This window comes from Salinarimonas ramus, from assembly GCF_014645695.1.
GTDB classification, from domain to species: domain Bacteria; phylum Pseudomonadota; class Alphaproteobacteria; order Rhizobiales; family Beijerinckiaceae; genus Salinarimonas; species Salinarimonas ramus.
Window position 1 is genome coordinate 131,346 of the sequence record NZ_BMMF01000005.1, and the last position, 22,315, is coordinate 153,660.

The 22,315-nt window shown below is 71.0% G+C and carries 24 protein-coding genes; 22 read left to right on the forward strand and 2 right to left on the reverse strand.

Going from position 1 to position 22,315, the window contains the following annotated elements; translation table 11 throughout:
* The first annotated feature begins 2 nt into the window (after positions 1-2).
* The 5 genes from ffh to trmD all read left to right on the forward strand — a co-directional run bounded on the left by ffh (position 3) and on the right by trmD (position 4,015).
* Positions 3-1,607, forward strand: a complete 1,605-nt coding sequence (gene ffh, locus IEX89_RS09595) for a signal recognition particle protein (RefSeq protein ID WP_188912156.1) — start codon at positions 3-5, stop codon at positions 1,605-1,607.
* The gene (locus IEX89_RS09600) at positions 1,604-2,176 is read left to right on the forward strand and encodes a GNAT family N-acetyltransferase (RefSeq protein WP_244645245.1); all 573 of its coding nucleotides are present in this window, start codon (positions 1,604-1,606) and stop codon (positions 2,174-2,176) included. Before ffh ends, IEX89_RS09600 begins: the two co-directional genes overlap by 4 nt.
* A gap of 61 nt (positions 2,177-2,237) precedes the next feature.
* The gene (rpsP, locus tag IEX89_RS09605; protein WP_188912158.1) at positions 2,238-2,606 is read left to right on the forward strand and encodes a 30S ribosomal protein S16; all 369 of its coding nucleotides are present in this window, start codon (positions 2,238-2,240) and stop codon (positions 2,604-2,606) included.
* 6 nt (positions 2,607-2,612) lie between these two features.
* Entirely contained in the window at positions 2,613-3,308 is a 696-nt protein-coding gene (rimM, locus tag IEX89_RS09610; RefSeq protein ID WP_373290565.1) for a ribosome maturation factor RimM, read from the forward strand.
* A gap of 59 nt (positions 3,309-3,367) precedes the next feature.
* The gene (gene trmD / locus IEX89_RS09615; RefSeq protein WP_188912735.1) at positions 3,368-4,015 is read left to right on the forward strand and encodes a tRNA (guanosine(37)-N1)-methyltransferase TrmD; all 648 of its coding nucleotides are present in this window, start codon (positions 3,368-3,370) and stop codon (positions 4,013-4,015) included.
* Here the strand turns inward: trmD and IEX89_RS09620 are convergent.
* Positions 3,975-4,925, reverse strand: coding sequence for a LysR family transcriptional regulator (locus IEX89_RS09620; protein ID WP_188912162.1), 951 nt, complete (start codon positions 4,923-4,925; stop codon positions 3,975-3,977). The genes trmD and IEX89_RS09620 overlap by 41 nt on opposite strands.
* 93 nt (positions 4,926-5,018) lie before the next feature.
* On the opposite strand from IEX89_RS09620, the gene amaB reads away from it, so the two are divergent.
* From amaB to IEX89_RS09660, 8 genes are all read left to right on the forward strand, one after another.
* Positions 5,019-6,557, forward strand: coding sequence for an L-piperidine-6-carboxylate dehydrogenase (gene amaB / locus IEX89_RS09625; protein WP_188912164.1), 1,539 nt, complete (start codon positions 5,019-5,021; stop codon positions 6,555-6,557).
* Positions 6,558-6,755: 198 nt separating this feature from the next.
* Entirely contained in the window at positions 6,756-7,985 is a 1,230-nt protein-coding gene (locus IEX89_RS09630) for an acyl-CoA dehydrogenase (protein WP_188912166.1), read from the forward strand.
* Positions 7,986-8,019: 34 nt separating this feature from the next.
* Complete coding sequence (locus IEX89_RS09635; RefSeq protein ID WP_188912168.1) at positions 8,020-8,409, forward strand: hypothetical protein; 390 nt, start codon at positions 8,020-8,022, stop codon at positions 8,407-8,409.
* A 108-nt stretch (positions 8,410-8,517) separates the two neighbouring features.
* Positions 8,518-8,721 (forward strand): hypothetical protein, encoded by a 204-nt coding sequence (locus tag IEX89_RS09640; protein ID WP_188912170.1) that lies wholly within the window; start codon positions 8,518-8,520, stop codon positions 8,719-8,721.
* The gene (locus IEX89_RS09645; RefSeq protein WP_188912172.1) at positions 8,718-9,188 is read left to right on the forward strand and encodes a hypothetical protein; all 471 of its coding nucleotides are present in this window, start codon (positions 8,718-8,720) and stop codon (positions 9,186-9,188) included. Before IEX89_RS09640 ends, IEX89_RS09645 begins: the two co-directional genes overlap by 4 nt.
* A 34-nt stretch (positions 9,189-9,222) precedes the next feature.
* Complete coding sequence (locus IEX89_RS09650) at positions 9,223-10,401, forward strand: CaiB/BaiF CoA transferase family protein (RefSeq protein WP_188912174.1); 1,179 nt, start codon at positions 9,223-9,225, stop codon at positions 10,399-10,401.
* Positions 10,402-10,533: 132 nt separating this feature from the next.
* Positions 10,534-12,213 (forward strand): thiamine pyrophosphate-binding protein, encoded by a 1,680-nt coding sequence (locus tag IEX89_RS09655; protein ID WP_188912176.1) that lies wholly within the window; start codon positions 10,534-10,536, stop codon positions 12,211-12,213.
* Positions 12,214-12,288: 75 nt separating this feature from the next.
* Positions 12,289-13,065: a (Fe-S)-binding protein gene (locus IEX89_RS09660; RefSeq protein WP_188912178.1), complete on the forward strand. Its 777-nt coding sequence runs from the start codon at positions 12,289-12,291 to the stop codon at positions 13,063-13,065.
* A gap of 7 nt (positions 13,066-13,072) precedes the next feature.
* On the opposite strand, the gene IEX89_RS24765 is transcribed toward IEX89_RS09660, so the two are convergent.
* Positions 13,073-13,771, reverse strand: coding sequence for a pilus assembly protein N-terminal domain-containing protein (locus tag IEX89_RS24765; protein WP_373290566.1), 699 nt, complete (start codon positions 13,769-13,771; stop codon positions 13,073-13,075).
* Between the two features lie 475 nt (positions 13,772-14,246).
* On the opposite strand from IEX89_RS24765, the gene IEX89_RS09670 reads away from it, so the two are divergent.
* The 9 genes from IEX89_RS09670 (at position 14,247) to IEX89_RS09710 (ending at position 22,309) form a co-directional block, all read left to right on the forward strand.
* Entirely contained in the window at positions 14,247-14,462 is a 216-nt protein-coding gene (locus IEX89_RS09670) for a Flp family type IVb pilin (protein WP_188912180.1), read from the forward strand.
* Positions 14,463-14,540: 78 nt separating this feature from the next.
* Positions 14,541-14,738, forward strand: a complete 198-nt coding sequence (locus tag IEX89_RS09675; RefSeq protein WP_188912182.1) for a Flp family type IVb pilin — start codon at positions 14,541-14,543, stop codon at positions 14,736-14,738.
* A 67-nt stretch (positions 14,739-14,805) separates the two neighbouring features.
* Entirely contained in the window at positions 14,806-15,318 is a 513-nt protein-coding gene (locus tag IEX89_RS09680) for an A24 family peptidase (protein ID WP_188912184.1), read from the forward strand.
* 114 nt (positions 15,319-15,432) lie between these two features.
* Entirely contained in the window at positions 15,433-16,230 is a 798-nt protein-coding gene (gene cpaB / locus IEX89_RS09685; protein ID WP_188912186.1) for a Flp pilus assembly protein CpaB, read from the forward strand.
* Between the two features lie 13 nt (positions 16,231-16,243).
* Positions 16,244-17,716, forward strand: a complete 1,473-nt coding sequence (locus IEX89_RS09690) for a type II and III secretion system protein family protein (RefSeq protein ID WP_188912188.1) — start codon at positions 16,244-16,246, stop codon at positions 17,714-17,716.
* A 48-nt stretch (positions 17,717-17,764) separates the two neighbouring features.
* Entirely contained in the window at positions 17,765-18,481 is a 717-nt protein-coding gene (locus IEX89_RS09695) for a CpaD family pilus assembly protein (protein ID WP_188912191.1), read from the forward strand.
* A 28-nt stretch (positions 18,482-18,509) separates the two neighbouring features.
* Positions 18,510-19,754: a CpaE/TadZ family protein gene (locus IEX89_RS09700; protein ID WP_188912193.1), complete on the forward strand. Its 1,245-nt coding sequence runs from the start codon at positions 18,510-18,512 to the stop codon at positions 19,752-19,754.
* 28 nt (positions 19,755-19,782) lie between these two features.
* A complete protein-coding gene (locus tag IEX89_RS09705; protein ID WP_188912195.1) occupies positions 19,783-21,315 on the forward strand; it encodes a TadA family conjugal transfer-associated ATPase in 1,533 nt (510 codons plus the stop codon).
* 16 nt (positions 21,316-21,331) lie between these two features.
* A complete protein-coding gene (locus tag IEX89_RS09710; RefSeq protein WP_188912197.1) occupies positions 21,332-22,309 on the forward strand; it encodes a type II secretion system F family protein in 978 nt (325 codons plus the stop codon).
* The last annotated feature ends 6 nt before the right edge of the window (positions 22,310-22,315 follow it).

Here is a 22,315-nt window from a genome sequence, read left to right on the forward strand (position 1 = left end):
TCATGTTCGAAGGCCTCTCCGACCGCCTCTCCGGCATCCTCTCCGGCCTCACCCGCCGCGGCGCGCTCACCGAGGCGGACGTCTCCGAGGCGCTGCGCGAGGTGCGCCGCGCGCTGCTCGAGGCGGACGTCGCCCTCGAGGTCGTGCGCTCCTTCACCGACAAGGTGCGCGAGCGGGCGGTGGGCGCCGAGGTGGTCAAGTCGGTCACGCCGGGCCAGATGGTCGTCAAGATCGTCAACGACGCGCTGGTCGAGATGCTCGGCGCCGAGGCCGAGACCATCGACGTGCGGGCGCTGCCGCCGGTGCCGATCCTGATGGTCGGCCTCCAGGGCTCGGGCAAGACGACGACGACGGCGAAGATCGCAAAGAGGCTCTCCGAGCGCGAGAAGAAGAAGGTCCTGATGGCCTCCCTCGACACGCGCCGCCCCGCCGCGATGGAGCAGCTCGCCATCCTGGGCAAGCAGGTCTCGGTGGACACGCTCCCCATCGTCGCCGGCCAGTCCGCCGTGCAGATCGCCAAGCGCGCCATGCAGGCCGCCCGGCTCGGCGGCTACGACGTCGTCATGCTCGACACCGCCGGCCGCGTCACCGTCGACGAGCAGCTGATGGCGGAAGCCGCCGACGTCGGCAAGGCGGTGGAGGCGCACGAGGTGCTCCTCGTCGCGGACGCGCTCACCGGCCAGGACGCGGTGAACACCGCCCGCGCCTTCGACGGGCGAATGGGGCTCACCGGCATCGTGCTCACCCGCATGGACGGTGATTCCCGCGGCGGCGCGGCGCTCTCCATGCGCGCCGTCACCGGCAAGCCGATCAAGCTCATCGGCACCGGCGAGAAGGTCGACGCGCTCGAGGAATTCCACCCGAGCCGGGTCGCCAACCGCATCCTCGGCATGGGCGACATCGTCTCCCTCGTCGAGAAGGCGGCGGAGACGATCGACCAGGACAAGGCCATGCGCATGGCCGAGAAGATGCGCAAGGGGAAGTTCGATCTCGACGACCTCTCCGAGCAGCTCGGCCAGATGGAGAAGATCGGCGGCGTCGGCGGGCTCATGGGCATGATGCCCGGCATGGGCGCCATGAAGAAGCAGCTCGAAGGCGCCAAGATCGACGACAAGGTCATCGGTCGCCAGCGCGCCATCATCTCCTCGATGACGAAGGCCGAGCGGCGCAACCCCGATCTCCTCAAGGCCTCGCGCAAGAAGCGCATCGCGGCGGGCTCGGGCACCAAGGTCGAGGACGTCAACAAGCTCCTCAAGATGCACCGCCAGATGGCGGACGTCATGAAGATGATGGGCAAGAACAAGAAGGGCGGCATCGCCGGCGCGCTCGGCAACATGTTCGGCATCGGCGGCGGCCCGATGGGCGGCATGGGCGGCATGCCCGAGCCGACGCCCGAGATGATCGCCGAGATGCAGAAGAAGATGGGCCAGGCGGGCGGCATGGGTGGCGGCATGGGTGGCGGCTTGCCGCCGATGCCCCCCGGCCTCGGCGGTCCCGGCGCGAAGCCCGGCGCGCCGGGCCTGCCGGGGCTCGGCAAGCCGGGGAACCTGCCGGGCAACCTGCCGGGCCTCGGCGGCGGCTTCCCGTTCGGGGGCAAGAAGAAGTGAGCGCGCTTCCCGAGATGGACGGCGTTCTCGCGAGCGCGGCGCCCGTGATCGTCCCGCGGATCGAGACCGCGCGGCTCGTGCTGCGCGGCTTTCGCGAGGACGACCTCGACGCGCTGGCGGCCTTCTACGCCGACGAGCAGGCCGCGCATTACGTCGGCGGCCCCCGCGGGCGCGACGACGCGTGGCGGCTCATGGCCATGCAGGTCGGCGCCTGGCAGCTGCGCGGCTACGGCCAGTTCTGCGTCGCCGACAAGGCGAGCGACGCCTATCTCGGCTGGTGCGGCGTCTCGCGGCCCGAGGGCTGGCCGGAGCCGGAGCTCGGCTACGCCTTCGCGCCCGCGGCCCACGGACGCGGCCTCGCCACGGAGGCCGCCCGTGCGGCGCGCGATTTCGCCTATCGCACGATCGGGCTGACGACCCTCGTCAGCTACATCGATCCCGACAACCTCCCGTCCCGCCGCCTCGCCGAGCGCCTCGGCGCCGTGCCGGAGGGGCGGCAGATCGATCTTCGGGGCTCCATGGTCGACGTCTGGCGTCACCCGGGCCCCGCAGAGCTCGCGGGCCGCTGAGCGGCCCGTCCTCGAGAAAACCACCGACCATCCAAGACCAACCAGACCGGAGACCAAGACCATGGCCCTCAAGATCCGCCTCACCCGCGGCGGCGCGAAGAAGCGCCCCTACTACCGTATCGTCGTCGCCGACGCCCGCTCGCCGCGCGACGGCCGCTTCATCGACCGCATCGGCTCCTACGACCCGATGAAGCCCAAGGACGCCGCCGATCGCGTCGTGATCGACGTCGAGAAGGCGAAGTCCTGGCTCGAGAAGGGCGCCCAGCCCACCGACCGCGTGCTGCGCTTCCTCGATCAGGCCGGCCTCGCCAAGCGCCCCGAGCGCAACAACCCCGAAAAGGCCAAGCCCGGCAAGAAGTCGCAGGAGCGTGCCGCGGAGCGCGCCCAGCGCGAGGCCGACGCGGCCGAGGCCGCCGGCACCGAGGCGTAATCGACCGTGCGCGGCGGGCGTCGCAGCGAGGGGCCGCGTCGCGGCGGACCGCGTCCGCCGCGATCCGACGCACAGCCGGGTCGCGTTCCCGCGCCGCCGGCGCGCGCCGTGCCGACGCCCGACGGCGTACGCGTCGGCGAGTTCGGCCGCGCCCACGGCGTGCGCGGCGAGGTCCGCGTGAAGTCCTTCACGCAGGACCCGCTGACGCTCGGCCGGCTCGGCCCCCTCGTCGCGGCGGACGGGCGCCGGATCGTCGTCACCGACGTCCGGCGCGCCCCCGGGTCCGCGCCGGACATGCTCGTGGCCCGCATCGAGGGTGTGAGCGACCGCAACGCCGCCGAGGCGCTCACCCGTCTCGCGCTCTACGCCCCCCGCGAGGCGCTGGGCGCGGCCGTGGACCCCGACGAATGGCTCGTCGAGGACCTGATCGGCCTCGCCGTCCGCGATGCGGCGGGCACCGATTTCGGCCGCATCGTCGCCGTGCCCGATTACGGGGCGGGCGATCTCCTCGAGATCGCCCCGCCCGGCTCGCGCACGAGCGTCTACCTGCCCTTCACCAAGGCGTTCGTGCCGGCGGTGGACGTCGCCGCCGGGATCGTCACCATCGCGCCGCCGGAGGACTTCCTCGCGCCCCCGCGGCCCGAGCCCGACGACGGAGACGAGCCGCCCGCGCACGACGCCGATCCGGAGGACGGCGCGTGAGCGCGTCCCGTCCAGACGATGCGCCCTGGCGCGCGAGCGTGCTGACGCTCCATCCCGCGATGTTCCCGGGTCCGCTCGGCGTATCGCTCTGCGGCGAGGCGCTCGCGCGCGGCACCTGGTCGCTCGAGCCCCGCGACATCCGCGAATTCGGCCGAGGCCGGCACAGAGCCGTCGACGACACCCCCGCCGGCGGCGGCCCCGGCATGGTGATCCGCGCCGACGTCCTCTCGGAGGCGATCGACGCCGCCTCGCCGCCGGACGACCCCCGACCGCGGCTCCTGATGAGCCCGCGCGGCGAGCCGCTGACGCAGGGCCTCGTCCGCGAGCTGGCAGGCGGCCCGGGCGCAATCGTCGTGTGCGGGCGTTTCGAGGGCGTCGACGAGCGGGTGATCGAGGGGCGTGGCCTCCGCGAGGTCTCCATCGGCGACTACGTCCTCTCCGGCGGGGAGATCGCCGCCATGGTTCTGCTCGACGCGGTGGTGAGGCTGCTTCCCGGCGTCATGGGCGCGGCGTCTTCGGGCGAGGAGGAGAGCTTCGAGAACGGGCTCCTCGAATACCCGCACTACACCCGCCCGCGGGACTGGGAGGGCCGCGCCATTCCCGACGTTCTGCTGTCGGGCGATCACGGGCGCATCGCGCGCTGGCGCCGCGAGCAGGCCCGGGCGCTCACGAAGGCGCGCCGGCCGGATCTCCTGCCGGAGGGCTGAGCGCGCTCCCCGCCGTCTCGGCCAGCAGCCAGTCGCGAAAGGCGCTCACCGCCGGCAGCGCCGCCTTCTCCTCGGGATAGACGAGCCAATAGGCCTCCTCCGAGCGCGAGGGCCGGTCGAAGGGCATGACGAGCGCGCCCGAACGCAATTCCTCCTCCACCAGGAAGCGCGGCACGATGGCGAGGCCGAGCCCCGCCATCGCCGCCTGCGCCACCATGGCGAATTGCTCGAAGCGCGGCCCCGGCGTCGCCCGCGCCGGGTCGAGGCCCGCCTCTGTCAGCCATTGCTCCCAGGCGCGCGGACGCGTCGCCTGCTGGAGGAGCGGCACGCCGAGCACGTCCGCGGGCTCGGCCAGGCGATGGCGCGCGACGATCGCCGGGGAGGCGACGGGCACGATCTCCTCGCCCATGAGCCGATGCAGCTTCGCGCCGGGCCAGCTCGGGCCGCCGAAATGGATCGCGGCGTCGTGCCCCTCCCGCGCGAAGTCGAAGGGCCGCACGCGGGTGGCGAAGTTGATCGTGACGTTGGGATGCGCCTCGGTGAAGCGCGGCAGGCGCGGGATCAGCCAGCGCGTGCCGAAGGTGGGCAGGATCGCGAGGTTCAGGACGCCGCCCGCGCCGCGGAAGGCCATGACGTTGAGCGTCGCCCCGGTGAGGGTGCGCAGCGCCCCGCGCACCTCCGCGGCGTAGGCGGCGCCGGCGGGCGTGAGCGCCACGCGCTGACGCACGCGCTCGAAGAGCTTGACCCCGATCTGCGCCTCGAGCCCTGCGACCTGTCGGCTCACCGCACCCTGTGTCAGCGCCAGCTCCTCCGCCGCACGGGTGAAGGAGCCGTGCCGCGCGGCCGCCTCGAAGGCGGCGAGCGCGCCCAGCGAGGGCAGGAGGGGACGGGTTCCGGCGGCCTCGATCATGCGATCTCCTCATGAAGTGGTGAGAACATATCGGTTGCGCGCGCGACCGAAAAGGCCGATCCTCCGGCCCGTTTCGATGACGAGGAGACAGGAATGGATCTCGCGCCCGCCCGCCCCGACGCCCTCGCGATCCTGGAGCGGCTCGGCGTTGCCCATTCGGCCTTCGCCGACGGCGCGACGACGGGTGCCGGCCTCTCCGCGCGCTCGCCCATCACCGGCGAGACGATCGCCGCCCTCGCGGAGACGACCCCGGATGAGACGCGCGAGATCATCGGGCGCGCGCACGAAGCCTTCCTGCGCTGGCGCGAGGTGCCCGCACCCCGCCGCGGCGAGCTCGTGCGGCTGCTCGGCGAGGAGCTGCGCGCCGCCAAGGAGGATCTCGGCCTCCTCGTGACGCTGGAAGCCGGCAAGATCGTCTCGGAGGGCCTCGGCGAGGTCCAGGAGATGATCGACATCTGCGATTTCGCGGTCGGCCTCTCCCGCCAGCTCTACGGGCTCACCATCGCCACCGAGCGCCGGCATCACCGCATGGCGGAGACCTGGCATCCGCTGGGCGTGTGCGGCGTGATCTCCGCCTTCAACTTCCCCGTCGCGGTCTGGTCCTGGAATGCGGCGCTCGCCTTCGTCTGCGGCGACCCCGTCGTGTGGAAGCCCTCGGAGAAGACCCCGCTCACCGCGCTCGCGGTGGACGCCATCCTGAAGCGCGCCATCGCTCGCTTCGGCGAGGACGCGCCGGAGGGCCTGCATTCCGTGCTGATCGGCGGACGCGCCGTCGGCGAGGCGCTCGTCGACGATCCGCGCGTGCCGATCGTCTCGGCGACGGGCTCCACGCGGATGGGCCGCGAGGTCGGCCCCCGGCTCGCAAAGCGCTTCGCGCGGGCGATCCTCGAGCTCGGCGGCAACAACGCGGCCATCGTCGCGCCTTCCGCCGATCTCGACCTGACGCTTCGCGCCGTCGCCTTCTCGGCCATGGGCACCGCCGGCCAGCGCTGCACGACGCTGCGTCGCCTCATCGTCCACGAGAGCGTCTACGACGCCCTCGTGCCGAAGCTCGCCAAGGTCTACGCCTCCGTCGCGATCGGCGATCCGCGCAAGGACGGCACGCTGGTCGGCCCGCTCGTCGACGCGGACGCCCTCGCCATGATGGACCGCGCGCTGGAGGAGGCGAAGGCCGCCGGCGGCACCGTCCATGGCGGCGGGCGCGCGCCGATGCCGGGCGAGGGCGTCTACGCCCGCCCGGCCCTCGTCGAGATGCCGTCCCAGGCCGGCCCGATGCTGCACGAGACCTTCGCGCCGATCCTCTATGTCACCCGCTACCGCGATCTCGACGAGGCGATCGCGCTCCACAACGGCGTGGGTGCCGGCCTCTCGTCGTCGATCTTCACCCTCGACATGCGCGAGGCGGAGCGCTTCCTCTCGGACGCGGGCTCCGATTGCGGCATCGCCAACGTCAATATCGGCCCCTCGGGCGCCGAGATCGGCGGCGCCTTCGGCGGCGAGAAGGAGACCGGCGGCGGCCGCGAGGCGGGCTCCGACGCCTGGAAGGCCTATATGCGCCGCGCGACCAACACCGTGAATTTCGGCACCACGCTCCCGCTCGCGCAGGGCGTGAAGTTCGACATCGACGCGTAATCCCATCCTTGACGGGAGGGGAACGCTCGCGCAGCGAGCGAGGGATGGGGTCCGTGGGGCTCCGGTGGGCGTGCCGACCGCCCTCGGCTTCGCCGAGCACGCCTTCGGCGTGCCCCATCCGTCACCGCGCTTCGCGCGGCGCCACCTTCCCCTACAGGGAAGGAGCGGGCGCGGCGCAGTACGAAGAGGACGACACGCATGACCGCTCTCGCCAATTCCCCCGCCACCGCTTCCAAGGACGCCCCGAACCCGGGAGCCTTCTCCTGGGAGGATCCCTTCCTCATCGAGGAGCAGCTCACCGACGAGGAGCGCATGATCCGCGACGCGGCACGCGCCTTCGCCGAGGCGGAGCTCGCCCCGCGCGTGATCGAGGCCTATCGCGAGGAGAAGACCGACCGCGCGATCTTCGAGAAGATGGGCGAGACCGGGCTCCTGGGCGTCACGCTTCCCGAGGATTACGGGTGCGCCGGCGCGAGCTACGTCGCCTACGGCCTCGTGGCGCGCGAGATCGAGCGGGTCGATTCCGGCTACCGCTCGATGATGAGCGTGCAGTCCTCGCTGGTCATGTATCCGATCTACGCCTACGGCGACGAGAGCCAGCGCAAGAAGTACCTGCCCAAGCTCGCCTCCGGCGAGTGGGTCGGCTGCTTCGGCCTGACCGAGCCGGATGCGGGCTCCGATCCCGCCGGCATGAAGACGGTCGCGAAGAAGACCGCGAACGGCTACGTCATCAACGGCGCCAAGATGTGGATCTCGAACTCGCCCATCGCCGACGTCTTCGTCGTCTGGGCGAAGTCTGAGGCGCACGACGGCAAGATCCGCGGCTTCGTGCTCGAGAAGGGCATGAAGGGCCTCTCCGCGCCGAAGATCGGCGGCAAGCTGAGCCTGCGCGCCTCGATCACGGGCGAGATCGTCATGGACGGCGTCGAGGTCGGCGAGGACGCGCTGCTCCCCAACGTCTCGGGCCTGAAGGGTCCCTTCGGCTGCCTCAACCGCGCCCGCTACGGCATCTCCTGGGGCGTGATGGGCGCCGCCGAGGATTGCTGGCACCGCGCCCGCTCCTACACGCTGGAGCGCGTCCAGTTCGGCCGCCCGCTGGCGCAGACGCAGCTCGTCCAGAAGAAGCTCGCCGACATGCAGACCGAGATCGCGCTCGGCCTCCAGGGGAGCTTGCGCGTCGGGCGCCTGTTCGACGAGGGCCGCGTCGCCCCGGAGATGATCTCGCTCGTCAAGCGCAACAATTGCGGCAAGGCGCTCGACATCGCCCGCGTCGCCCGCGACATGCACGGCGGCAACGGCATCATGGAGGAGTACCACGTGATGCGCCACGCCGCGAACCTCGAGACTGTGAACACCTACGAGGGCACCCACGACGTCCACGCGCTCATCCTCGGGCGCGCGCAGACGGGGCTGCAGGCGTTCTTCTGAGGAGAGGGCAAGGGCGAGGGCGAGGGAGAGCGGGATGGGACGCGCGCTTCTCGCGGGCTGCGCCTATTTCGCCCTCGTCTTCGCCGCCGGCTTCGCGCTCGGCGTGGTGCGGAGCCTGTTCCTCGCGCCCGCTCTCGGGCACGTGGGCGCGGTACTGGTCGAGCTTCCGGTGATCCTCGCCGTCGCCTGGCTCGCGGCGCGGTGGACCGTGCGGCGCCTCGCGGTGCCGTCGGCGCTCGGGATGCGGGCCGCCATGGGCGCCCTCGCCTTCGCGCTCCTGATGGTGGCCGAGCTCACGCTGTCCGTGCATCTGCTCGGCCGCACGCCGGGACAGCACTGGGCCGCCTACGCGACCCTCCCGGCGCAGCTGGGCCTCGCCGGGCAGGTGGCGTTCGCGGCGATGCCGCTGGCGGTGAGACGCTGAGGCACATGAGATGGACGCGCGCAGGTTGTCGAACAGAACGCGAAAATACATCTTGTGTCAACCGTCGACCGATACTAATTTCTGCTGCGTAGCCAGGGAGGCGACGCAATGGACGACGGCGTGCGGATCGCGCATCGCAAGATCGAGGTCGAGAGCCGGGACGCTCCGCGCCGCCAGCCTCGTTCGGAGCAGCCGCTCACCCGTGCAGGCCGCCCGCTCATGCGCGAGATCCTCGGGCCGGACGGCGTGGTCCGCACGCGGATCGACCGCAATGTCGTCCTGGCGGCGATCCGCGCATCCGCGACACGATGAAAGCGCTGGAGCGACTGGAGCCGACCTACTCCACCGCGTTCGAGAGGCTGGTGGAAGGGGACGGCGTACATCCGAACGAGGATCTCGTCGGTCTTCTGGCCTACGCCTTCTACAAGCGAGACAAGCGCGAGCTCATCATCTCGCAGCGTGCGACCGCCGAGCAGCTCAGCAGCTATCATGCCATCCTGACGCCGAGCGTTCGCGCGCGCTACCGCGAGCATGCTCTTATGCGCCTGGAGGATTACGGCGAGCGCGCCATCGAGCATGCGCGCCCCGAGATAGAGGAATGGACGCGCAAGGCGGAGATCATCGCCGCACGAGATCGCATCATCGATGCGGTTCACGCGAGTACGTCCTGGCGAACGATCGTGCTTTGGAACGTGGTCGCCTGGGTCCTCACCATGGCGATCACCTTGCTCGTCGCGCTCGGCTTCGGCGCGGTCACGATCACCATCGATCCCGGGTGAGCACGACGCTCCTCGCGCGAGGAGGAGCGTCACCATGAAACCCCTTTCCGGCATCAAGGTCCTCGAGCTCGCGCGTATCCTCGCGGGGCCGTGGACGGGGCAGCTTCTCGCCGATCTCGGCGCGGACGTCGTCAAGGTGGAGCGTCCCGGCGAGGGCGACGACACGCGCGCCTGGGGCCCGCCCTTCGTCGAGGGCGCGGACGGCGCGCCGCACGCGGCCGCCTATTTCCACGCCGCGAACCGAGGCAAGCGCTCCGTCGCCATCGACTTCACGACGCCCGAGGGACAGGAGACCGTGCGGCGGCTCGCGCGGCACGCGGACGTCGTCATCGAGAACTTCAAGGTCGGCGGCCTCGTCAAATACGGCCTCGACGCGACGAGCCTGCGCGCGGCGAACCCGCGCCTCGTCGTGTGCTCGATCACGGGCTTCGGCCAGGACGGGCCCTACGCCTCGCGGGCGGGGTACGACTTCATGATCCAGGGCATGGGCGGGATCATGGAGCTGACCGGCGCCCCCGACGGCGAGCCGCAGAAGATCGGCGTCGCCTTCGCCGACATCTTCACGGGCGTCTATTCCACGATCGGCATCCTCGCCGCCCTGCGCCGGCGCGACACCACGGGCGAGGGCGGGCACGTCGACATGGCCCTTCTCGACACGCAGGTGAGCGTGCTGGCGAACCAGGCGCTGAACTACCTCGTCTCGGGCAACGCGCCGACACGCATGGGCAACGCGCATCCCAACATCGTGCCCTACCAGGTCTTCCCCGTGAGCGACGGCCACGCCATCATCGCCACCGGCAATGACGGGCAGTACCGGCGGCTGTGCACGCTGCTCGGCGATCCCGCGCTGGGCGAGGATCCGCGCTTCCTGACGAACCGCGACCGCGTGGCGAACCGAACCGTGCTCGTCGCGCTGCTGTCGGGCCTGACCGCGCGGATGACCCGCGCCGACCTCCTGGCAGCCTGCGAGCGCGCCGGCGTGCCGGCCGGGCCGATCAACACGATCGCCGACGTCTTCGCCGATCCGCAGGTGATCGCCCGCGCCATGCGCCTCGACCTCCCCGCCGAGGACGTCGCCGGCGGAACCGTACCCTCCGTGCGCTCGCCCATCGTCATCGACGGCGAGCCCCAGGTGGCGAACCGCGCCTCGCCGGGGCTGGGTGCCCACACGAACGACGTCCTCGCCGATCCGGATTGGGGCGGGGCCGGGTGAGAGCGCGACCAGTCTCCTTCCCCGGCAGGGAAGGACGAGATGGCGCATCGCACCCCATCCCCGATCCGCACGCCGCCCGTTCCCCTCGCGCCCGCGCCCGCTCATACTGCCGAGAATCTTCGGAGCCGTCCCATGACCCAACCCACGCGCACCGGCGGGCAGATCCTCGTCGACCAGATCGCCCTTCACGGCACGTCCCAGGTCTTCTGCGTGCCCGGCGAGAGCTACCTCGCCGCGCTCGACGCGATGCACGACGCGAAGATCGCCATCACCGTCTGCCGCCAGGAGGGCGGGGCGGCGATGATGGCGGAGGCGGTGGGCAAGCTCACCGGCATGCCCGGCATCTGCTTCGTCACGCGCGGGCCCGGCGCCACCAACGCCTCGCCGGGCCTCCACATCGCGCGCCAGGATTCGACGCCGATGATCCTCTTCGTCGGGCAGGTCGCCCGCGAGATGAAGGAGCGCGAGGCCTTCCAGGAGCTCGACTACCGCGCCGTCTTCGGCACCATCGCCAAATGGGCGACGGAGATCGACGATCCCGCCCGCATCCCGGAGATCGTCTCGCGCGCCTACCACATCGCGACGTCGGGGCGCCCCGGGCCCGTGGTGATCGCGCTGCCGGAGGACGTGCTGACCGAGGTCGCGAGCGTTCCCGACGCGCGGCCGTTCGTGCCGGTGGAGACGCATCCCGGCCTCACCCAGATGGCGGAGCTGCAGAAGCTGCTCTGGGCTGCGAAGCGGCCGATCGCGCTCCTCGGCGGCGCACGCTGGAGCCCGGCCGCGGTGCAGCGCTTCGTGCGCTTCGCCGAGCGCTTCGACCTGCCGGTCGCCTGCTCCTTCCGCCGGCAGATGCTGTTTCCCCACGATCACCGCTGCTACGCCGGCGATCTCGGGCTCGGCGTCAACCCGAAGCTCCTCGCGCGCATCCGCGAGGCGGACCTCGTCCTGGCCGTGGGCGGGCGGCTCTCGGAGATCCCGAGCCAGTCCTACGAGCTGTTCGGCATCCCCGACCCGGGCGTCGATCTCGTCCACGTCCACCCGGATTCCGACGAGCTCGGCCGCGTCTACCGCCCGCACCTCGCGATCAACGCCGCGCCCGCCGCCTTCACCGCGGCGCTGGAAGGCGTCCAGCCGCCGACCACGATCTCCTGGGCCGGTGCGGCGGAGGAGGCGCACGCGTCCTACGAGGCCTGGTCCGACCCGGAGGCGATCCGCCATCCCGGCGAGCTGCAGATGGGCGCCGTCATGGCGCATCTCGCGAAGGCTCTGCCGCGGGACGCGATCATGTGCAACGGCGCCGGCAATTACGCCACCTGGATCCACCGGTTCTGGCGGTTCGGCGCCTACGGCACGCAGCTCGCGCCGACGTCCGGCTCCATGGGCTACGGCGTGCCCGCCGCCATCGGCGCCAAGCGCCTCCAGCCAGAGAAGACCGTCGTGGCCTTCGCCGGCGACGGCTGCTTCCTGATGAACGGCCAGGAATTCGCCACCGCCGTGCAGCACGACCTGCCGATCGTCGTGATCGTCGTCGACAACGGCATGTACGGCACGATCCGCATGCATCAGGAGCGCGAATATCCCGGCCGCGTGACGGCCACCGCCCTGAAGAACCCGGATTTCGCGGCCTATGCCCGCGCCTTCGGCGGCCACGGCGAGACGGTGGCGCGTACCGAGGACTTCGCGCCGGCGCTCGAGCGCGCCCTCGCCTCGGGCAAGCCGGCCATCCTCCACCTCCTCGTCGATCCGGAGACGATCACGCCCACGGCGACGCTCACCGGGCTCAGGGAGGCGGCGCTCGCGAAGCGGGGCTGAGCGGACGCGGCGGTGGGTCTCGCTTGACGCGGGAGCGCCGGGCGGGACAATGCGCGCGCCCGAAAAGGAAGAACGATGCCGCAAGAGCCCACCCGCCCCGCGCGCGCGCCGCGCGTCGGCCTGTTCGTCACCTGCCTCGTCGACCTGATGCGCCCCTCCGTCGGCTTCGCCGCGGTGAAGCTGCTCGAGGATGCGGGCTGCGTAGTCGAGGTGCCCTCGCAGACCTGCTGCGGCCAGCCGGCCTTCAATTCCGGCGATCGCGCCACGGCGCGGGCGCTGGCGGAGCAGACGATCCGCGAGTTCGCGCGCTTCGACTACGTGGTGGCGCCGTCCGGCTCCTGCGCCGGGCAGATCAAGGCGCATTATCCCGAACTCTTCGCCGACGACCCGAACATGGCGCCCAAGGCACATGCGCTGGCGCAGAAGACCTTCGAGCTCGTCTCCTTCCTCACCGACGTCATGAGCGTCACCGAGGTCGAGGCGCGCTTCGACGGGGCGGTGACCTATCACGACAGCTGCGCGGGCCTGCGCGAGCTCGGCATCCGCGCCCAGCCGCGCCGGCTGCTCGCCAGTGTCGAGGGGCTCGAGCTCGTCGAGATGACCGATTCCGACGTGTGCTGCGGCTTCGGCGGGACGTTCGCCGTGAAGTACGGCGAGATCTCCGGCAAGATCGTGGAGGAGAAGGCCAAGACCATCGTCGAGACGAACGCGCCGACGCTGCTCGCGGGCGATCTCGGCTGCCTGATGAACATGGCGGGCAAGCTGCAGCGCGACGGGCGCGCGGTGAAGGTGCGCCATGTCGCGGAGGTGCTCGCCGGGATGACCGACGAGCCCGCCATCGGCGAGGCGTGAGCCGCGCTCAGTTGGAGACGGCGAAGCCCGAGCGCTGGGTCGCCTGGCTGCCGACGGCGCCGAAATATTCCGGCGAATCGCCGAGCCGCAGCGAAGGCTGGCAATTGGGCGTGCAGGCGTAGCTCTCGCGGGCGAGGCCGCGCTGGACGACGACGACGCCGTCTGAATCGGGCGCCTGGACGCTGACCATGCTCTCCGCGAGCAGCAATCCCTGGCCGTCCAGCGCGATGAGGTTCGTCGCGCCGTAGCTCTTGCCGGTGACGATCAGGATCCCGTTGCGCTGCACCGTGACGTCGGCGATGAACGGATTGCCGACGATGACCGTCTGCGTGCGCTCGGGCAGGCGGATGACCTTGGCGTGATCGAGGAAGACCGTGAGCGCCTCTCCGCCGGCGGCCGGAGCTCCGGGCGCGACCGGCATCGGTTCGTCCGCGACCGCCGCCGGATCGACGACGGGGCCACCGGGCGCGGGGCTGTTCACGGCGACGATACGGGGCGAGGGCGCCGCGATCCCCACCGCCGGCTCGGGCGTCGGATCCGGCATCGGCGCCTGCGACGGAACGCGCGCGCTCGGCTCCTGCGTGACCACCCGCGGCGCCGCGCCGTCCTCCTGCGAGCGAAGCTCCGGTGCGGGCGCGAAGGCGAAACCGAGAGCCGCCGTGACGGCGATGATCGGGGCGGCGACGCGGCCGGGGCGGATGCGCATGGTCGAGGTCTCTTCTCGAATTGCCGTCGCGAGACACCGGCTCGAGACCGGCGGCCGGGGCTCGGCTCGGTCACAGGACAGCCGAAAATGGTGAAGAATGCCTAAATTCGGCGGGTTCGACTTGTCGCGAAACGAAGAGGACCGTCGTCCCACCGACGGCGCGCTGGAGCCCGCCTCGCAAGTGATCCGGATCGCGACAGCATCCGGGTCGGCAGTGCACGAATATGAAGCGTCGTTCACCATCGAATTCTGCTTCGATCCAAAAACGATACAGTGTTTCTCACGGTCTCCTTGGGAAATCCAGGGATCAGAAAAGATTAACCATCGGCTGAAACTAGCTCGGATCTTCGGGAATGCTTGGTCCGCTTAACCGGCTGGCAAGATGTGCCGCTGTAGGGTGACCACATCGCCGCTCGGCACCAGAAGCGAGAGAGCCGGGGGCGCGCGTCGAAGCAAAGTCGAACAGGAGCACACCATGACCAACCTCTTCAAGCGCTTCGTCAAGGACGAGTCGGGCGCCACCGCGATCGAGTACGGCCTCATCGCCGCCGTGATGGCCGTCCTGCTGCTGGCCGTGTTCGGCCTCATCGACGAACCGATGGGTCGCGCATTCCAGAGAGTCGCCGACCAGCTGAATGCAGCGGGTGACGCTACGCCGATCACTGGCGCCGGTGGCGGCGGTGGCGGCTGATCCACGACGCTCATCGGCTTCCGGGCGGCTCTGCCACCCGGAGGCCGGTGCCGCCCGACTTGCCAGAGGAGAGCACAGATGTCCCTCAGCCCGACGATAAAGCTCTTCCTCACGGACGATAGCGGAGCCACCGCGATCGAGTACGGCCTGATCGCGGCGATGATGGCGATCCTGCTGCTCGCCTCTTTCGCGCTCATCGAGGACCCGTTCGGCATCGCCTTCCAGGCGATCGCGAACCAGCTGAACGCCACGAACGGCATCACCACGATCCAATGACAACCGGCGCCGATCGGGTGCCGACCAGGGCCGGCTCCACCGGACCGGCTCGCGACGGAGACCGCGCATGACCGGCATCGCCACCGCCCTTCTCGCCGCCTTCGTCGGCCTCCTCGCCGCCGCCGCGATCAGCGACGCGCGGACGATGCGCATTCCCAACCGCCTCAGTCTCGGGCTGATCGCGGCCTTCCTGCCGTTCGGGCTCCTCGCCGGCCTGGACCTCGCGACGATCGGCATCCATCTGCTCGTCGGGCTCGGCGTCCTCTTCGTGACGTTCACGATGTTCGCGCTGCGCTGGATCGGAGGCGGCGACGCCAAGCTCGTCGCGGCGGCCGCGATCTGGTTCGGGATGGCCGATGTCGGCGCTTTCCTCTTCGCCACGGCGATCGCGGGCGGCGTGCTGACGCTCGGCATCGTCGCCCTGCGCTCGATGCCCGTGCCGGTCGTGGTCGGCAATTGGCTGTGGCTCACGCGGCTGCAGGACAAGACGGTGGGCGTCCCCTACGGCATCGCCATCGCCGCCGGCGCCTTCCTCGTCCTGCCGCAGAGCCAGGTGTGGCGCCTCGTCATGCCGGCCTGACCGAGGTCGAGCCGCGGATGCGACGCCGTCGAAAAGTTCCCTTAACCATAATTTGACGATTCACTGGTCACATCCGACGCAACGGATTCCTCGGTGCGTTCGGGACGTCGAACCATGAAGCGAGCACAATTGGCAGTCCTCGGTCTCGCATTGGCAGCCGGCGCCGGCGCGATGCTGCTGATGAGCGGCGACCCGCCGCCTCCCCCGGAGGTGCAGATCGTCACGGCGCCCGCCGCCATCGAGACGACGGCGGTCCTCGTCGCCGCCGCGCCCATTCCCATGGGCCAGACGCTGGCGGAATCGGACCTGCGTTGGCAGGACTGGCCGGCCGACGCCGTCCCCCAGGGCATGATCACCCGCGCCGACGGCATGGAGATCGCCACCGGCGCCATCGCCCGCCAGGGCATGCTCTCCGGCGAGCCGATCCGGCGCGAGCGGCTGATCCGCTCCGAGGACGGCGGCTTCATGTCGGCGATCCTGCCCGCGGGCATGCGGGCGGTCTCCATCTCCATCGATTCGCGCGGGTCGAGCTCGGCGGGCGGTTTCATCCTGCCCGAGGACCGGGTCGACATCATCCGCACCTTCCGCGACGAGTCGGCGGCCGCTCAGGGCGCCGGCGACGTGATGGTGTCGGAGACGATCCTGCGCAACGTGCGCGTCCTCGCCATCGGCAAGAACGTCCAGGTCGACGACGAGGGCAATTCCTTCGTCGACGGCGAGCACGCCACCCTCGAGCTCAGCCCCCGCCAGGCGGAAGCGATCACGCTCGCCCAGCGCACCGGGCAGCTCTCGCTCGCCCTGCGCAGCCTCGCCGACGCGGCGCCCGCGACGCTCGAGGAGGAGCCCGAGGAGCAGCTCGGCTCGCTCAACATCGTGCGCTTCGGCGTGTCCGTGCCGACCCCCGTGCCCTGAGGAGATCGGCAGGATGACCCGCGCCCCCACCTTCCCCGCGACGCTCCGCCCGCGCACCGGGCTCGTCTCCGCCCTCGCGCTCGCCGCCGCCCTGATGGCGGGCGCTCCCGCCACCGAGGCCGCCGACTGGCGCGGCGGCGGCGGTGCCGTCGTCGCCTCCCAGCCCGCCACGGCCCCGATCGTGCGCATCGCGCCCGGCGAAGGCGCCCTCTCTCGCCGCGTCGCGGTGGCGGTGGGCAAGTCCGTGATCGTCGAATTGCCGGCGGACGCCCGCGAGGTGTTCGTCGCGAACCCCGCCGTCGCCAACGCCGTCGTGCGCTCCGCGCGCAAGATCTTCCTCATCGGCCAGGAGCCCGGCGCGACCTCGGTCTTCGCCTTCGACGCGGAAGGCCGCCAGATCGCCTCCCTCGACGTGGACGTCGGCCGCGATCTCGACGCCCTGCGCCAGACCCTGCGCAACTCCATCCCCAACGCCCGCATCGACGTGCAGGCCGCGGGCGATTCGATCCTCCTCACGGGCGAGGTCGATTCCGCGCTCGAGGCGCAGCGCGCGGTCGACATCGCCAACGCCTTCGTCGGCGCCAGCGGCGACGCCACCGGCGCCGTCGTCAACTCGCTCACGCTGGGCGGCGAGGACCAGGTGATGCTGCGCGTCACCGTGGTGGAGGTCGAGCGCGCCGTCCTCAAGCGCTTCGGCATCGACACGACCGCCGGCTGGGCGCCGACGCCCGCCGCCATCACCGAGGGACTGAGCCTCGCGAGCTCCGGCGCCGGGGGAACGGTGACGGCCGGCCTCAGCGGCGGCGGGTTCACGGTCCAGGCGACGCTCCAGGCCTTCGAGAGCGCGGGCCTCCTGCGCGTTCTCGCGGAGCCGACGCTGGTTGCGATCTCGGGCGAATCGGCCGAGTTCAACGCCGGCGGCGAGATCGCCGTGCGGGTCTGCAACGACGACGCCGGCGAGCTACGCTGCGGGACGGAGCTCCTCGACTACGGCGTGAACCTCGCCTTCACGCCCGTCGTCCTCTCGAGCGGCCGGATCTCGCTTCGCGTGGCGACCCGCGTGCGGGAGCTCGACCCGAGCGTCGAGGTGGAGACGGGCTCTGGCGCGCGCTTCGGCTTCAAGACCCGCGAATCGGCGACGAGCCTGGAGATGGCCTCCGGCTCGACGATCATGACGGCGGGCCTCATCTCGTCGCGCGCCGACCGGCGCGTCGCGGGCATGCCGGGCCTGCTCAACCTGCCGATCCTCGGCACGCTGTTCCGCTCCCAGGCCTACGAGCGGCGCGACACCGAGCTGATGATCCTGGTCACCCCCTTCATCGCGCAGGCCATGGAGCCGACGGAGGTGGCGCGGCCCGACGACGGCTTCGTCGACGCCTTCGATCCGCAGGCGGTCCTGCTCGGGCGGCTCAATCGCATCTACGGCACCGCGGAGCCGGTCGACCCGATCGGCCTGCGGGGCACTTTCGGCTTCATCGCGGACTGACGGGGCCGAGCCCCGCGAGAGGACGCCTCCAGAGAGGACGACGATAAGATGGCCCCGACCTCGAGAGCTTCGGCCGGCAGAGCCTCGGCCCGCACGACGCGCCTCGCGCGGCTCGCCTGCGCCGGTGCGCTCGCCGCCGCGCTGGGCGCCTGCGCCGACCGCGTCGTCGAGACCGGCTCGACCGGCTACCCGCACGATTACCGCGAGCGCCACCCCATCGCGCTCCAGCAATCCCCCGAGGTTCTCGACGTGCTGGTTCGCGGCGTCGGCCTCGATCCGCGCCAGCGCGCGGACGTCGCCGCCTTCGCCGCCGGCTATCGCGAGGGCGCGTCGGGTGCGCTGCACGTGCAGGTGCCCCAGGGCGGGGACGAGGTGGGCACGCGCCGCACCCTCGACGCCGTGCGCGCGACGCTGCACGATTCGGGCGTGCCGGCGACCTACCTCTCGATCTCGACCTACACGCCCGGCGACCGCAACGTCGCCGCCGCGATCCGGCTCTCCTACCGCTCGCTCCAGGCGCGGGTGCAGAGCCGCTGCGGGCTCTGGCCGCAGGATCTCGGGGTCAGCGACGCGGCGGTCAACATCCGCAACGAGCAGCACTGGAATTTCGGCTGCGCCATGCAGACCAACGTCGCGGCGCAGGTCGCCGACCCGGTCGACCTGGTGCGCGGTCGCACGCGCGGGTCGATCGACGTGAACGCGCGCACGCCCGACATCGAGGCCGTGCGCGAGGCGGAGTCGCCGGCGACGAGCTTCGACGATTGATCGTGGCCGCGAGAGGGAACGAGACGCCATGACCGAGAGCCCGATGCGCGACGACATGATCCCGCCCGTGCCGCGGATCACGATGCAGGCCTTCTGCGACACGGCGGAATTCGCCGCGGCGCTGGAGGCGGCGTCCGCCGATCGGCGCATGGCGAAGGCGCACGTGCGCGTGCAGACCGGCGGCGCGCCGGCCGCCGTCGCCGCCTATTCGCAGGCACCCACGCCCAACGTCGTGCTGCTCGAGACGCGGCTCACCTCGCTGCCGGACTTCCTCGGGCAGCTCGACGCGCTCTCCGAGGTCTGCGACGCGGGCACGAAAGTCGTGGTCGTGGGCCACGTCAACGACGTCGTGTTCTATCGCGAGCTGATCCGTCGCGGCGTCAGCGAGTACCTCATCGCCCCGGTCGAGCCCATCGATCTCGTGCGTGCGATCTCGGGCCTCTACGCGGCGCCGGGCGCACCACCGGTGGGGCGCACCGTCGCGGTGGTCGGCGCCAAGGGCGGCGTCGGCGCATCGACGGTGGCGCACAATCTCGGCTGGTCGCTCTCGCGCAAGCTGGCGCTCGCCACCGTGATCGTCGACCTCGACATCGCCTTCGGCACGGCGGGCCTCGACTTCAACCAGGACCCGCCGCAGGGCATCGCCGACGCGATTTTCGCCCCCGACCGGCTGGATTCCAACGTGGTCGAGCGGCTCCTCTCCAAGTGCTCGGACAAGCTGAGCCTGCTCACCGCCCCGGCCGTGCTCGATCGCACCTGCGACCTCACGGAGACGGCGTTCGACCAGCTCATCGACATCCTGCGCGCCTCGACGCCGGCCATCGTCCTCGACGTGCCGCACGTCTGGACGGCCTGGTCGCGCCGCGTCCTCGTGTCGTCGGACGACGTCGTCGTGGTGGCGGGGCCGGAGCTCGCGTCGCTGCGCAACGCCAAGAACCTCGTCGACCTGCTTCGGCAGAACCGCCCCAACGACAAGCCGCCGCGGGTCGTCATCAACCAGGCGAGCGTGGCCAAGCGCCCCGAGATCGCCACGGCCGACTTCGCCAAGGCCATCGGCGTCGACCTCTCGGCGACGCTGCCCTTCGACGCGCAGCTCTTCGGGACGGCGGCGAACAACGGGCAGATGGTCGCCGAGATTCAGCCGGGCTCGAAGGCGGCGGAAGCGTTCGACGCGCTCGCGCAGGACATCGCGGGCCGGCCCGCGGAGCGGCGCGCGCGCGGCGGCCTCCTCGACCCGATCCTGTCCAAGCTCGTCCGCCGCAAGGCGTCCTGACGCGCGGCGAACCGGAGAGACCGCAGGCATGTTCGGGAAGAGATCGACGACGGGAGCCCAGAGCCAGGCGGCACCGCGCCCCGCGATGCCGGCGCCCGCTCCCCTGCCCGCGTCCTCCGTGCCGGACACGGCGCCGGCTCCGGCTCCGACGGGCGCCGCGCCCCCCCAGATCGGCGCGGTCCCGGTCTTCTCCGACGGCGCCTACGTGCCGGCGGCCTCGCTCGAGCCCCGCGCGACGCCGGAGAAGCCCGTCGTCGTCGAGGAGCGGCAGAAGTCCGACAAGTACTACCAGACGAAGAGCATGGTCTTCGGGGCCCTCATCGAGGCCATCGACCTGTCCCAGCTCTCGCGCCTCGACGCCGAATCGGCGCGCGAGGAGATCCGCGACATCGTCAACGAGATCATCGCGCTCAAGAACGTCGTCCTGTCCATCGCCGAGCAGGAGGAGCTGCTCGAGGACATCTGCAACGACGTGCTCGGCTACGGCCCGCTGGAGCCGCTTCTCGCCCGCGACGACATCGCCGACATCATGGTCAACGGCGCGAACAAGACCTACATCGAGGTGAGCGGCAAGATCCAGCTGACGAACGTCCGCTTTCGTGACAATCAGCAGTTGATGAACATCTGCCAGCGGATCGTCAGCCAGGTCGGCCGCCGCGTCGACGAGTCGAGCCCGATCTGCGACGCGCGCCTGCCCGACGGCTCGCGCGTCAACGTCATCGCCCCGCCGCTCTCGCTCGAAGGGCCGACGCTCACCATCCGTAAGTTCAAGAAGGACAAGCTCACCCTCGACCAGCTCACGCGGTTCGGGGCGATCTCGCCGCCGGGCGCCGACATCCTCAAGATCATCGGCCGGGTGCGCGCCAACGTGGTGATCTCCGGCGGCACGGGCTCGGGCAAGACGACGCTGCTCAACTGCCTGACGAACTACATCGAGCACGACGAACGCATCATCACCTGCGAAGACGCCGCGGAGCTGCAGCTCCAGCAGCCGCACGTGGTGCGCCTGGAGACGCGCCCGCCCAACCTCGAGGGGCAGGGCCAGATCACCATGCGCGATCTCGTGCGCAACTGCCTGCGCATGCGCCCCGAGCGCATCATCGTGGGCGAGGTGCGCGGACCGGAGGCCTTCGACCTCCTGCAGGCGATGAACACGGGCCACGACGGCTCGATGGGCACGCTCCACGCCAACTCGCCGCGCGAGTGCCTGTCGCGTATCGAATCCATGATCACCATGGGCGGCTTCGCCCTGCCCTCGCGCACGATCCGCGAGATGATCGTGTCCTCCATCGACGTGATCATACAGGCCGCGCGCCTGCGCGACGGCTCGCGCCGAATCACGCACATCACCGAGGTGGTGGGCATGGAAGGCGACGTGATCATCACGCAGGACATCGTGCTCTACGACATCGTCGGCGAGGACGCGAACGGCCGCCTGATCGGGCGCCACCGCTCCACCGGCATCGGCCGCCCGCAATTCTGGGAGCGCGCCCGCTATTACGGCTGCGAGCCGGCGCTGGCCGCCGCCTTGGACAAGCTCGAGGTCGAGGACGGCGAATGAGGGGGAGGCGCGCGCCATGGACCTGACCACGCTCGCGGTCGCCGCGCTCGCGACGGCGAGCGTCGGCGGCGTCGCCTGGGTCTTCCTCTACCCGATCCTGTCGGGGGAGCGGCGCGCGGAGAAGCGCCAGCAGAACCTCGTCACGCGCTCGCCGGAGGCCCGGCTCGAGCGCGTCAATACCGCCAACCGGCGCGACCAGATCGCCCAGAGCCTCAAGGAGCTCGAGGCACGCGGCCTCGGCAAGCCGCAGAAGCTCACGCTCGAGCAGCGCCTCGCGCAGGCGGGTCTCGACTGGACCCCGTCGCGCTTCTGGCTCGCGAGCGCGGGCGCCGGGGTCGTGGTCGCGATCCTCGCGTTGGTCTTCTCCGGCTCGCTCGTAGTGGCGCTGCTCGCCGCCTTCGCCGGCGCCTTCGGCCTGCCGCGCTGGGTGCTGGGCCATCTCTCGCGCCGGCGCATCGCCGGCTTCGTGGCCGAATTGCCCAACGCCATCGACATCATCGTGCGCGGCATCCGCTCGGGCCTGCCGCTCGGCGACTGCCTGCGCGAGATCGCCTTCAACGCCCGCGAGCCGCTGCGCACCGAATTCCGGCTCGTCATGGAGAGCCAGGCCATCGGCGTGCCGCTCTCGGACGCGGTGCAGAAGCTCGCCCACCGCATCGCGGTGCCCGAGGCGAACTTCTTCGCCATCGTCATCGGCATCCAGTCCAAGGCCGGCGGCAATCTCTCCGAGGCGCTCGGCAACCTCTCCCGCGTCCTGCGCGAACGCAAGAAGATGGGCGACAAGGTCAAGGCCATGAGCATGGAGGCGAAGACCTCGGCGGCGATCATCGGCGCGCTGCCCTTCGGCGTGGCGCTGATCACCTACTTCACCAGCCCCGACTACATCTCCCTGCTCTGGACGACGCTCATCGGAAATATCGTGCTCGGTGTGTGCGCCGTGTGGATGACGATCGGCGTGCTCGTCATGCGCAAGATGATCAATTTCGACGTCTGAGGCGGC

Coding starts and splice junctions, on each gene's coding strand:
- ffh (WP_188912156.1), top strand. CDS start 3: ATGTTCGAAGGCCTCTCCGACCGCCTCTCCGGCATCCTCTCCGGCCTC.
- rpsP (WP_188912158.1), top strand. CDS start 2,238: ATGGCCCTCAAGATCCGCCTCACCCGCGGCGGCGCGAAGAAGCGCCCC.
- trmD (WP_188912735.1), top strand. CDS start 3,368: ATGTTCCCGGGTCCGCTCGGCGTATCGCTCTGCGGCGAGGCGCTCGCG.
- IEX89_RS09620 (WP_188912162.1), bottom strand. CDS start 4,925: ATGATCGAGGCCGCCGGAACCCGTCCCCTCCTGCCCTCGCTGGGCGCG.
- amaB (WP_188912164.1), top strand. CDS start 5,019: ATGGATCTCGCGCCCGCCCGCCCCGACGCCCTCGCGATCCTGGAGCGG.
- IEX89_RS09630 (WP_188912166.1), top strand. CDS start 6,756: ATGACCGCTCTCGCCAATTCCCCCGCCACCGCTTCCAAGGACGCCCCG.
- IEX89_RS09635 (WP_188912168.1), top strand. CDS start 8,020: ATGGGACGCGCGCTTCTCGCGGGCTGCGCCTATTTCGCCCTCGTCTTC.
- IEX89_RS09640 (WP_188912170.1), top strand. CDS start 8,518: ATGGACGACGGCGTGCGGATCGCGCATCGCAAGATCGAGGTCGAGAGC.
- IEX89_RS09645 (WP_188912172.1), top strand. CDS start 8,718: ATGAAAGCGCTGGAGCGACTGGAGCCGACCTACTCCACCGCGTTCGAG.
- IEX89_RS09650 (WP_188912174.1), top strand. CDS start 9,223: ATGAAACCCCTTTCCGGCATCAAGGTCCTCGAGCTCGCGCGTATCCTC.
- IEX89_RS09655 (WP_188912176.1), top strand. CDS start 10,534: ATGACCCAACCCACGCGCACCGGCGGGCAGATCCTCGTCGACCAGATC.
- IEX89_RS09660 (WP_188912178.1), top strand. CDS start 12,289: ATGCCGCAAGAGCCCACCCGCCCCGCGCGCGCGCCGCGCGTCGGCCTG.
- IEX89_RS24765 (WP_373290566.1), bottom strand. CDS start 13,771: ATGCGCATCCGCCCCGGCCGCGTCGCCGCCCCGATCATCGCCGTCACG.
- IEX89_RS09670 (WP_188912180.1), top strand. CDS start 14,247: ATGACCAACCTCTTCAAGCGCTTCGTCAAGGACGAGTCGGGCGCCACC.
- IEX89_RS09675 (WP_188912182.1), top strand. CDS start 14,541: ATGTCCCTCAGCCCGACGATAAAGCTCTTCCTCACGGACGATAGCGGA.
- IEX89_RS09680 (WP_188912184.1), top strand. CDS start 14,806: ATGACCGGCATCGCCACCGCCCTTCTCGCCGCCTTCGTCGGCCTCCTC.
- cpaB (WP_188912186.1), top strand. CDS start 15,433: ATGAAGCGAGCACAATTGGCAGTCCTCGGTCTCGCATTGGCAGCCGGC.
- IEX89_RS09690 (WP_188912188.1), top strand. CDS start 16,244: ATGACCCGCGCCCCCACCTTCCCCGCGACGCTCCGCCCGCGCACCGGG.
- IEX89_RS09695 (WP_188912191.1), top strand. CDS start 17,765: ATGGCCCCGACCTCGAGAGCTTCGGCCGGCAGAGCCTCGGCCCGCACG.
- IEX89_RS09700 (WP_188912193.1), top strand. CDS start 18,510: ATGACCGAGAGCCCGATGCGCGACGACATGATCCCGCCCGTGCCGCGG.
- IEX89_RS09705 (WP_188912195.1), top strand. CDS start 19,783: ATGTTCGGGAAGAGATCGACGACGGGAGCCCAGAGCCAGGCGGCACCG.
- IEX89_RS09710 (WP_188912197.1), top strand. CDS start 21,332: ATGGACCTGACCACGCTCGCGGTCGCCGCGCTCGCGACGGCGAGCGTC.